Raw genomic sequence first — 10,302 nt, 5'->3', positions numbered from 1 at the left:
CTCTGGCTGGCTTCATGGCTTGGAGTGCGCCTCAGCCGGGCTGGCCGGGCTCCTGCGGGCGCCGTTGGGATCGCCGCTGGTGGGGGGAATGAGAGGAGCCGGCGCGCCACCCCCCTTCACCCGTTTGGTCTAGACCTTGGGTGATCGACTGCTACCGTCGGCACTGGCTCCGACGGAGAGGGGACAGCGGTGACAGCAGGCGGGCGGCGGCACAGGGCGTTCATCGGGTCGTTCACGGCGGCGGGCGGCCCCGGACTGGTCACCGCGGAGGTCCACCCGGGCAGCGGTGCACTGATCCTCACCGGCGGCCTCGGCACTTTACCTGACCCCTCCTACCTGGTCCTGTCGCCGGACGGGGACATGCTCTACGCGGTCAGCGAGACCGCCGACGGCGCCGTCGCCGCGTTCCGGGTCGGCGACAAGCCGGAACCGGCCGGGCCGCCCGTGCGCGTCGACGCGAGCGGACCCACGCACCTCAGCCTGTACGCCGGTCACGTCCTGACCGCCAACTACGGCTCCGGCAGCATCACCGCCGTGCCCCTGCGCCCGGACGGCACCCTGGCCGCCGCGCCCTCGGGACAGCTCCAGCACACCGGCTCCGGCCCGCACGACCGGCGCCAGCGTGGCCCGCACGCCCACCAGGTGCAGCCCGACCCCAGCGGCCGCTGGGCCCTCAGCGTCGACCTCGGCACGGACTCGGTCCGGGTGTGCACCCTGGACGGCGGCGCCCCCGCCCTGCACCGCGAGATCGCGGTGCGCCCCGGCTCGGGCCCGCGCCACCTGGCCTTCCACCCGGACGGCGAGCACGCCTACGTGGTCAACGAGCTCACCCCGACCGTCACGGTCTGCCGCTGGGACGCGGGTGCCGGCTCCCTGAAGCCGCTGACCGAGGTTCCGGTCCTGCCGGGCGCCCCGGCCGGCGACGCCTACCCGTCGGGCATCGTCGTCTCGCCCGACGGACGCTTCGTGTGGACCGCGACCCGCGGCGAGGACGTCCTGTCCGTGTTCGCCGTCCAGGCTGACGGGCTCCGGCTGACGGGCACGGTGCCGTGCGGCGGGCACTGGCCGCGCGCGCTGGCCGGGCACGCCGGCTTCCTCTACTCGGCCAACGAGCGCTCCGGTGACGTGACCTGGTTCGCCATCGAGGAGAGGACGGGACTGCCCCGCTACGACGGCTCCGTCGACGTCGCCGCGGCCGCCTGCGTCGTCTTCGGCTGAGCCGGTCCGCCAGGACCCCGAAGGGCCCGCTCCAGTGGCTGGAGCGGGCCCTTTCTCGTGCGGGTGCGGTGCGGTGCCGTGCCGTGCCGCGTCAGCGGACCGGCGTGCCCTGCGCCTGCTGCGGAGAGATGCCCAGCGCGGTCGTGTACTTGGCGAGGGCGAGCTTGCCGATCGCCGGGTAGGCGCCGAGCGCCTCGGCCGTGGCACAGCCCGCCTCCTCGGCGGCCGCCGCCAGCAGCCCCGGGTCGATCTCCGGGCCGATCAGGTACGGCGCGAGGGCCAGCTGCTGCGAACCCGAGGAACGCAGCTGCTCGGCGACCGAGGCGATCGAGCCCTCCTGGTCCAGTGCCGCCGCCATCACCGGCACGGCCAGGCGCGCGGCCAGCAGCATGCCCGTGATCCCGGCCGCCTGCACGGCCTCCTCGCCGCCCACGGAGGCCAGGATGATGCCGTCCGCGGCGGTGGCCACGGTGAACAGGCGGGCGCGGTCGGCGCGGGCCAGGCCCGCCTCGGACAGGCGCACGTGCAGCGCCTCGGCGAGCAGCGGGTGCGGGCCGAGGACATCGGTCAGTTCGGCGGCGACCCGGCTCTCCATCACGGACTGGCGGACCTGGCGCAGCAGGGCGCTGTCCGGTCCGGCCAGCAGCGGGACGACGACGGCGACCGGGCCGTCGGGCTGCGCGACCTCGAGCCCGGCGGCGACGGCCTGCTCGTAGCGGGCGGTGCGCTCCTCGGCGGTGCGCGAGAGCACGAACCGCAGGCTCGGGAACTCGGCGTCGTCCCCGTCCACGTACCCGATCCGGACATCCAGGCCGGGCAGCTCGGAGCGGGCGATGCTCACGACCTCCTCGGCGAGGCTGCGCGAGGCGGCGCCGGGCGCGCCGGGCACCGCGAGGACGAGCGCGGGCGCGCCCTCGGGAGCCACCAGCGGTTCCGGTCGGCGGTGCCGTCCGGGCTGGCGGGGTCGCGGCATTCGTACTGGCAGGCCGGACGCGGGCCCAGTGGGGGAGCTCATGGCGCCGCATGTTACTGGCTTCTTGGGCTCCCCTGTTCGGGGAGGGTGCAGGTGAGCGGTTTCCGTCCGCTTTTGTCTGATGAGTTACGTCCGTTTGGGACGTGTTTCGGGCATGTGCCGGACACATCGTCCGGGAAGGGGGCAATCCCCTTATGTGATGACCACGTAGAGCAGGTGTGGTTCACCCGGCAGGGTGAGCCGCCCCGCCGCCAGCTCGGTCGCGATCCGCACACTGCCGTGCAGCGGATCCCCTTCGGCCGGAACCTGCCGGGCGTGCGGCAGCCGCTGTGCCAACTCCTCACGCAGGGGTACGAGGAGCGGGTCGCCCATCTTGAAGAGGCCGCCGGTGAGTGCCACTTCGGGCGCTCCGGCAGCCGGGCACACGGCCGCGGCGGACTCGGCCATGTTCCGGGCCGCCGCGCGCAGGATCTGGGCGGCGACCGCGTCGTGCGCGGCGCAGTCGGCCACCCGGGGCGCGAAGGATGCCAGCAGCGCGGGTCGGTCGGGGCGCGGGTAGAGCAGGCCGGGCAGCCCGCGCACCGGGCCGAACTGCTCCTCGGCGCACGCGAGCAGGGGGCCGGAGCCGCCGTCGCGGCCGTCGTGGGCGCGCAGCGCCGCCTCCAGCCCGGCCCGCCCGATCCAGGCGCCGCCGCCGCAGTCGCCCAGCAGGTGGCCCCAGCCGTCCGCCCGCCGCCACCCGGTCAGGTCCGTGCCGATCGCGATCAGGCCGGTGCCCGCGGCGACCACGGCACCCGGACGCGGTCCGAGGGCGCCGACGTAGGCGGTGACGGCGTCGGCGGCGAGCGCCACGGTCCGCACGCCCAGCTCCCGGGCGAGCGCACCCGGTAGTTTGGCGCGCAGGGCGTCGCCCAGGCTGGCGAACCCGGTGGCACCGACGACGGCCGTGCCCAGCTCGCCCAGCCCGGCCTCCGCCGTCAACGCACGGGCCAGAGGCACGAGTTGCGCCATCAGATGGTCGGGATCGATACCCCGCCCACCGGTACGCACCGGCTCCCCCGACTCCCCCCGGGCCGCCGGCGCCCGCCCCGGAACACCGACGGCGACCCGGAGGCCGGAGCCCCCGGAGTCCACTGCCAGGTAACCGGGAACGGTCACGGCAGACGCCAGTCCACCGGCTGTCCGCCCTGCTGGATCAGCAGCTCGTTGGCCCGGCTGAACGGACGCGAGCCGAAGAAGCCGCGGTCGGCCGACATGGGCGAGGGATGCGCGGACTCCACGGCCGGCAGACTGCCCAGCAGCGGACGCAGATTGCGGGCGTCCCGGCCCCACAGGATGGACACCAGCGGCTTGCCGCGCCCCGCCAGGGCCCGGATCGCCTGCTCGGTGACCTCCTCCCAGCCCTTGCCGCGATGGGCGGCCGGACTGCGCGGTGCCGTGGTCAGCGCCCTGTTGAGCAGCAGGACGCCCTGCTGCGTCCACGGGGTGAGGTCGCCGGTGGAGGGCTGGGACAGCCCCAGGTCGGTGTTCAGCTCGCGGAAGATGTTGATCAGGCTCGGCGGCAGCGGACGCACCTCCGGCGCGACCGAGAACGACAGCCCGACCGCGTGCCCCGGAGTCGGGTACGGGTCCTGACCGACGATCAGCACGCGCACCTCGTCGAAGGGCTGCTGGAAGGCGCGCAGGACGTTCGGTCCGGCCGGGAGGTAGGTGCGTCCCGCGGCGATCTCCGTGCGCAGGAAGTCGCCCATCGCGGCGATCTGTCCGGCGACGGGCTCCAGGGCCTTCGCCCAGGCCGGTTCGACGATTTCATGCAAGGGTCGTGGTGCCACGGGCGTCACCCTACTGCCGTACACCGGTCGGCGATCAAGCTGCGACCGGAGGCCGACCGAGGTTGACCGGACCGCCGACGTGGATGACCGTTGCCGCTCTCACCTTCTCTCCCCGGGCAGGGGACCGGCGGTGTCAGTTGATCACCGCGGCCCGCACGCACAGCACGTCCGGCAGATGCGAGGCCAGCTGCTGCCAGCTGTCCCCGTCGTCGGCCGAGGCGAACACCTCGCCGTTGCGGTTGCCGAAGTAGACCCCGGCCGGGTCCGCGTCGTCCGTGCGCAGCGCGTCGCGCAGCACGGTGCCGTAGTGGTCCTCCGCCGGCAGACCCTTCGACAGCGGCTCCCAGCTCCGGCCCCCGTCGGCCGTGCGGAAGACCCGGCAGCGGTGGTCGGCGGGCACCCGGTCGGCGTCGGCGTTGATCGGGAAGACATACGCCGTGTCGCCACGGTGCGGATGGGCGGCCACCGCGAAACCGAACGTCGACGGCAGGCCCGCGCCGATGTCGGTCCAGTGGACGCCCGCGTCGTCGCTGCGGTACACGCCCCAGTGGTTCTGCAGATACAGCCGGTCCGGGTTGCCCGCGTCCTTGGCGATCTTGTGCACGCACTGGCCGAACTCCGGGTTCGGATCCGGCAGGAACACCGCGGACACACCGGAGTTGGACGGCGCCCAGCTCGCCCCGCCGTCCGTGGTGCGGAACACCCCGGCGGTGGAGACGGCCACGGTCACCGCCCGCGGGTCGCGCGCGTCGGTGAGCACCGTGTGCAGGCCCTCACCGCCGCCGCCCGGCACCCACTGGGAGCGGGTCGGGTGCTCCCACAGGGGACGCACCAGATCGAAGCTCTCCCCGCGGTCCGCCGAGCGGTACAGCGCGGCCGGCTCCGTGCCCGCATACACCACGTCCGGCTCGGCGGCCGCCGGGTGCAGCTGCCAGACCCGCTCCAGTGAAGCGCCGGTGTCCTTGGGGAACTTCACGGCGGGCCGGGCCGGCTCGGTCCAGGTGCGGCCCAGGTCGTCGGAGTGGAACACCGACGGGCCCCAGTGCGCGCTGTCGCCGCCCGCGAGCAGCCGCGGTGTGCCACTCCGGTTGTCGATGGCGACGGAGTACACGGCCTGCGCGTTGAAATACGGGCTGTCGTCGAACTCCCAGGCGCCACCGCGCCGGTGCCCGATGAACAGGCCCTTGCGGGTGCCCACGGCGAGCAGGACCTCGGTCATGCCGATCACCTCCGGGACGTCTTTGTCCAGGTAGTCGTCAGATACCGGTCAGTCTGCACCCCACCACTGACAGCCACCCCCGGGAACCGTGTCGCCGCTGGTCAGGGCGGTGTCGTCGGCCTGTCGCGGAGATCGGCCGGATCCGTTGCGGCATGCGCCTGCGGGAAAGGGGTTTCTCGTGCGACCGTCGAGAGGACGGCTCGTCGTGAGCAACGGGGCGGCCCTGCCCGTATGGGAGGTCGGTCCGGCCTGTCGGTGCGCTCGTGAGGAGGATGCCTTTGATGGCGTTCCGTGGTCCCAAGGTGTGGCTGTGGCGCTGGCGGAGCAATCCGCTCAGGCGCCGGGCCGACGTGGTGGAGGCCTGGGTGGTGCTGGCTGCCTGGCTGCTGACCGTCCTGGCCGGGGTGCTGGCCGGGCTTGCCGCAGCCCGGTCGGTGGAGCACGGACTGGCCCGGGAACGCGCCGCCTGGCATCCCGCCGTCGCCCGCGTCGTCGCACAGGCCCCCGGAAAGCCTGCCGCCGAGAGCACCGGCGGCGAGCGGGTCTGGGCCGAGGTGCACTGGACCGTGGCCGACGGCTCGGGGCACACCGGCCAGGCCCGAGTCGCCCCGGGCAGCAAGGCCGGCGCACCGGTCACCGTCTGGACCGACCCGCAGGGGCACCTCGTCACCCGTCCCACGACCGCCTCCGAGGCCGCCCTCCGCGCGACCTTGATCGGCGGCCTGGTCGGGGCGAGCGCAGCGGCCGTTCCCTTCGTCGGCGGCCTCGTCCTCCGCGGGCGTCTGGAGCGCCGCCGCATGGACCGCTGGGACGCGGAGTGGGCCCGGCTGGGGCCGCAGTGGGGGCGGATGACCGGCTGAGCCTTGCCCGGCATGGGCCTACAGCCGGGCCAGCACGTCTCTGCAGGATTTGAGCAGCGCTTCGTCCCGTGTGGTGTCGTGGCTGCCGTACCTGCCCTCGTGGGCCGTGGGCCGTGGGCCGTGTGGGGTGGGGGCGCGGCCGCTGGGGCGCGGAGTGGGCCGACTGGGGCCGCCACGGGGTGGATGGCTGACTGAACTCATCCCGGCGTGGGCCTACAGCCGGGCCAGTACGTCTCTGCAGGATTTGAGCAGCGCTTCGTCCCGTGTGGTGTCGTGGCTGCCGTACCTGCCCTCGTGGGCCGTGGGCTGTGTGGGGTGGGGGCGCGGCTGCTGGGGTGCGGAGTGGGCCGACTGGGGCCGCCACGGGGCGGATGACCGGCTGAGCCTTGCCCGGCGTAGGCCTACAGCCGGGCCAGTACGTCTCTGCAGGATTTGAGCAACGCCTCGTCCCGAGTGATGTCATGGCTGCCGCAGCCGCCCTCGCGGGTCGTATGGCGCCGGGGCGCGGCCAGTTCCGCCGTCACCAGGTCCCGCAGGGGTGCCGCTGCCGGGCCCATGGCGGCGAGACACCGGGCGATCGGGCCGCGCGTGCGGGGGCTGTCCGACCAGGCGGCCCGGAAGACCGGAAGCACGGGTTCCGGGTCCCGGCCGATGTGCCACAGCGCGCACGCGGCCGACGTCCGCTGCCGTACCGGCCCCGTACAGGCCGCACGGCGCAGCTCCGGCAGCACCGCACGGGCGGCCGGGCCCAGCCTGCCCAGCTGACGGGCGGCCAGACAGCGGCTCTCCGGCTCGCCCTGCGTCAACTCCCGCAGCAGGACGGGCAGTACGGCCGAGGAGTCACCGTCCGCCGACCACAGCGCGCCCGCCGCTGCCGCCGCGTGCCGGGTGGGCAGCAGTGCCCGGAGAACCGGCGCCGCCTGCGTGGCGGCCCCGAGGGCGTCCAGTGTCCCGATGACCCGTCCGGCGACTCCATTGCGTGCCCCGAGGCCGTTCGGGGCACCGGACAGCAGGCGCAGGACCTCCGGTGCCGCATCCCGGGCACCGATGACCCTGAGCGCGGACAGGAGCGGGCCGGCCAGGGTGTCGGCGGCGGGGGAGTCCAGCGGAACCCGGCCCAGCCGATGCCGTAGCGCGGGGGCGAGGGGAGCCGCCGCCGGGCCCAGGTGTGCGATCTCGTACCCCAGGCCGACGGGTACGACTGTGCCCGCCAGGACCTGGGCCAGGACCGAGACCGCTCGCGGATCGCCGCTCCTGGCCAGGGCCTTGAGCGGGCCGCCCAGGGTGGGCGAGCCGCGTTCCCAGCGATGGGTCCACAGGTCGGGCCGCGCGGTCACCAGGGCATGGAGGTCGTCCGCGGCGGGCGCGGCCAGGTCGAACAGCTCCGCCAGGACCGAGGCCGCGGCGTCCCTCAACCGCTCGTGATCGGTGCCCAGTTGGGCGCCTAACAAGGACACGGGACCGGCGCAGTCGGTGCGCCACCCGCGAAACAGCACCGCCGCCATCCACACCGCGTTGCACCGGTCCAGCGGGTCCGGACTGGTCAACTGCCCGGTGAGCAGCGCGATCCGGTCGCCGGCCCGGTCGCCGAGCGCGGTGTGCAGCGTGCGCAGCAGCTGGGCGCCCTCCTCGTCCGAGGGGCGCAGTCGCCGGATGCGCCGCACGAGGGTGTCGCTCTCGCCGTGCTCCGGGACGCGGCTGCGGTGCGCGGACCTGTCCCGCAGCAGCCGGATGGCGGTCGGTACCAGGTCGGCGGGGAGCCGGTCGGGGGCGGCCAGGGCGAGCTGGCCGAGCGCGGCCAGCCGCAGCCCGGGGCCGTGGGGCGGGGCGCTCTGGGCGGCCAGGACGTCCAGAGCGGCGGTGTGAGCCGGGTGGAGACGTGCGAGGAGGCCGAGGGCCTGCGTGAGCGCGAGCAGGACCCGGTCGTCCCGCTCGGCCGGAATCCGCTGCTGCAGCAGGTCCAGGACGCGAGCCGAGCCGTCGAGGAACCGTACGACCGCCCCGGCGGCCGCCCGGCGCACCCGCGCGTCCGGATCCGCGAGGAGGGACACGAACACCTCGGAGTGTGCGCGCACCGCCTCACGCGCGCGTGCGTCGCCGCTCTCCGCCCCGATGCTGACCAGCAGTTCCATGATGCCGACCCGGTCCGGCACCGTCTCGCGGGCCGCGAGCGAGCCGAGGAAGGGAACGCAGGCCAGCGTCGAGTCGTACACGTTCCCCTCGTGGTGCACCGCGCCGTACAGGCCGTCGAGCGCGGTCTGCCGCTCGGCGGCGTCCGCGGAGGCCAGTGACCGCAGCCATCCGGGCACGTCCTCCGCGCTGCCGTACGCGTGCCGCAGCGAGGCCCAGTCGACCTCGTCGATCCCCGTGAACACGTTGTCCTCCCCAGGCCGGTGCCACCTGATCGCGAGTGTGCACCACGGCACTGACAACGAAGCGCAGCCGTGCGCTGACTGTGTGCGATTTGTCGGCTGTCACCGGCCACGGAGGCGACGGCTGGGGGAGGGCGTCAGATCCGGCCGGGCAGGGCGCGTTCCAGGATGGCGTCGAGATCCGTCCCGGCGGCCAGTGTGCCGAACGCGTGACCCCAGTCGCCGCCCAGCCGGCTCGCGCAGAAGGCGTCCGCGACCGGGTGCGGGGCGTGCCGGACCAGCAGGGAGGCCTGCAGGGCGAGGGCCATCCGCTCGACCAGCCGGCGGGCGCCCACCTGGTCGGTTTCGGCCAACTGCTGCCTGAGCGAGGCCACCGCCGCGTCCAGGCGGGCGTCCGCCCCGCGCGCGAGGGCGAGTTCGGCGAACAGGGCCTCGGCGGTGTCCGGCTCCCGGCCGAGGGCGCGCAACACGTCGAGCGCGTTGACGTTCCCTGAGCCCTCCCAGATGGACAGCAGGGGAGCCTCCCGGTAATGGCGGGGCATGCCGGAGTCCTCGACGTACCCGTTGCCGCCCAGGCATTCCAAGGCCTCCGCGGTGAACGCCGGGCCCCGCTTGGTGATCCAGTACTTGCCGACGGCGGTGGCGATCCGCCTGAAGGCCCTCTCCCCGGCGTCCCCGCGCACCGCCCGGTCCGCCGCCCCGGCCAGCCGCAGGGTGAGCGTCGTCGCCGCCTCCGACTCCAGCGCCAGGTCGGCCAGGACGTTGCGCATCAGCGGCTGGTCGAACAGCCGGGCGCCGAACGCGCTGCGGTGGCGCGCGTGGTGGCCCGCCTCGACGAGCGTCTTGCGCATCAGGGTCGCCGAGGACATCACGCAGTCCAGGCGGGTGCAGTTGACCATCTCGATGATCGTCTTGACCCCGCGCCCCTCGGGCCCGACCCGCCAGGCCACCGTCCGGTCGAACTCCGGCTCGGAGGAGGCGTTGGACCGGTTGCCGAGCTTGTCCTTCAGCCGCTGGATGCGGAAGGTGTTGCGGCTGCCGTCCGGCAGGATCCGAGGCACGAGGAAGCAGGTCAGGCCCCCCGGCGCCTGCGCCAGCACCAGGAAGACGTCGCACATGGGCGCCGATGTGAACCACTTGTGCCCGCGCAGCGTGTACACACCGGGCTCGCCGGTGGGCGTGGCCGTGGTGGTGTTCGTCCGGACGTCGGAGCCGCCCTGCTTCTCGGTCATGCCCATCCCCGCGAGCAGGCCGGGCTTCTCGGTGGGCACTCGCAACTCGGGGTCGTAGACGCGGCTGGTGAGCAGCGGCTCGTAGACCTTGGCGAGATCCGGCTCGGCGCGCAGCGCGGGCACCGCGGCGTACGTCATCGACGTCGGGCAGCCGTGCCCGGCCTCGGTGTGCCCCCACACCAGCCCGCCGGCGGTGCGGGCCACATGGGCGCCAGGCCGGTCGTCCGCCCACGGTGTGCCGGCCAGGCCCTCGGCGACCGCCGTCCGCATCAGGTGGTGCCAGCTGGGATGGAAGGCGACCTCGTCGATCCGGTGGCCGTAGCGGTCGTGGGTGCGCAGCTCCGGCTCGTGCCGGTTCGCCTGCTCGCCCCACTCCTGGGCCTCCTCGCTGCCGGCGTGGAGGCCCAGCCGCCGGATGTCGTCCTCGGCCCAGCCGGCACCCTCCCGGCCCAGCCCCTCCAGCAGGGCACGGTCTTCGGAGGCGTCGTAGGGGGCCAGGGGCGGGGCCTGGTTGGTGACGTCGTGGGTGGCGGACTGCGACGGCGACTGCGCGGGAATCGAGACCATACGGCCATGTTGCACTCTTCCTGCGGCTG

Annotated in this window: 8 protein-coding genes; 2 read left to right on the top strand and 6 right to left on the bottom strand. The window is 74.3% G+C overall.

Going from position 1 to position 10,302, the window contains the following annotated elements:
* Positions 1–189: 189 nt before the first annotated feature.
* Positions 190–1,218 carry a lactonase family protein gene (locus AQI88_RS27695; protein WP_067004297.1) on the top strand — a complete coding sequence of 343 codons (1,029 nt, stop codon included), beginning with the start codon at positions 190–192 and terminating at the stop codon, positions 1,216–1,218.
* A 91-nt stretch (positions 1,219–1,309) separates the two neighbouring features.
* Here AQI88_RS27695 and AQI88_RS27690 read toward each other — a convergent pair whose 3' ends face one another.
* From AQI88_RS27690 to AQI88_RS27675, 4 genes are all read right to left on the bottom strand, one after another.
* Positions 1,310–2,233, bottom strand: coding sequence for a sirohydrochlorin chelatase (locus AQI88_RS27690; protein ID WP_107118678.1), 924 nt, complete (start codon positions 2,231–2,233; stop codon positions 1,310–1,312).
* A 150-nt stretch (positions 2,234–2,383) separates the two neighbouring features.
* Complete coding sequence (locus AQI88_RS27685) at positions 2,384–3,349, bottom strand: N-acetylglucosamine kinase (protein ID WP_067004292.1); 966 nt, start codon at positions 3,347–3,349, stop codon at positions 2,384–2,386.
* Positions 3,346–4,023 carry a uracil-DNA glycosylase gene (locus tag AQI88_RS27680; RefSeq protein ID WP_067004290.1) on the bottom strand — a complete coding sequence of 226 codons (678 nt, stop codon included), beginning with the start codon at positions 4,021–4,023 and terminating at the stop codon, positions 3,346–3,348. The genes AQI88_RS27685 and AQI88_RS27680 overlap by 4 nt, the downstream gene beginning before the upstream one ends.
* Before the next feature lie 133 nt (positions 4,024–4,156).
* A complete protein-coding gene (locus AQI88_RS27675; RefSeq protein WP_067004468.1) occupies positions 4,157–5,242 on the bottom strand; it encodes a WD40/YVTN/BNR-like repeat-containing protein in 1,086 nt (361 codons plus the stop codon).
* Positions 5,243–5,523: 281 nt separating this feature from the next.
* Here AQI88_RS27675 and AQI88_RS27670 point away from each other — a divergent pair, with 281 nt between their 5' ends.
* On the top strand, positions 5,524–6,102 hold the full coding sequence (locus AQI88_RS27670; RefSeq protein ID WP_067004288.1) for an Rv1733c family protein: 579 nt from the start codon (positions 5,524–5,526) through the stop codon (positions 6,100–6,102).
* A gap of 401 nt (positions 6,103–6,503) precedes the next feature.
* Here the strand turns inward: AQI88_RS27670 and AQI88_RS27665 are convergent, their stop codons facing one another.
* Together AQI88_RS27665 and AQI88_RS27660 are read right to left on the bottom strand one after the other, a co-directional pair.
* The gene (locus tag AQI88_RS27665; protein ID WP_067004286.1) at positions 6,504–8,477 is read right to left on the bottom strand and encodes a PBS lyase; all 1,974 of its coding nucleotides are present in this window, start codon (positions 8,475–8,477) and stop codon (positions 6,504–6,506) included.
* 134 nt (positions 8,478–8,611) lie between these two features.
* Positions 8,612–10,273: an acyl-CoA dehydrogenase family protein gene (locus tag AQI88_RS27660; RefSeq protein ID WP_067004284.1), complete on the bottom strand. Its 1,662-nt coding sequence runs from the start codon at positions 10,271–10,273 to the stop codon at positions 8,612–8,614.
* Positions 10,274–10,302: the final 29 nt, after the last annotated feature.

The sequence above is a fragment of the Streptomyces cellostaticus genome (genome assembly GCF_001513965.1).
GTDB classification, from domain to species: Bacteria; Actinomycetota; Actinomycetes; order Streptomycetales; family Streptomycetaceae; genus Streptomyces; species Streptomyces cellostaticus.
The sequence above is the reverse complement of the archived record's forward strand: the minus strand, read 5'-3'. Positions and strand labels throughout refer to the sequence as shown.

Bases quoted from the DNA above. Each gene is read 5' to 3' on its own strand.
- AQI88_RS27690 (WP_107118678.1), bottom strand. From the start codon at position 2,233: ATGAGCTCCCCCACTGGGCCCGCGTCCGGCCTGCCAGTACGAATGCCG.
- AQI88_RS27670 (WP_067004288.1), top strand. From the start codon at position 5,524: ATGGCGTTCCGTGGTCCCAAGGTGTGGCTGTGGCGCTGGCGGAGCAAT.
- AQI88_RS27675 (WP_067004468.1), bottom strand. From the start codon at position 5,242: ATGACCGAGGTCCTGCTCGCCGTGGGCACCCGCAAGGGCCTGTTCATC.
- AQI88_RS27660 (WP_067004284.1), bottom strand. From the start codon at position 10,273: ATGGTCTCGATTCCCGCGCAGTCGCCGTCGCAGTCCGCCACCCACGAC.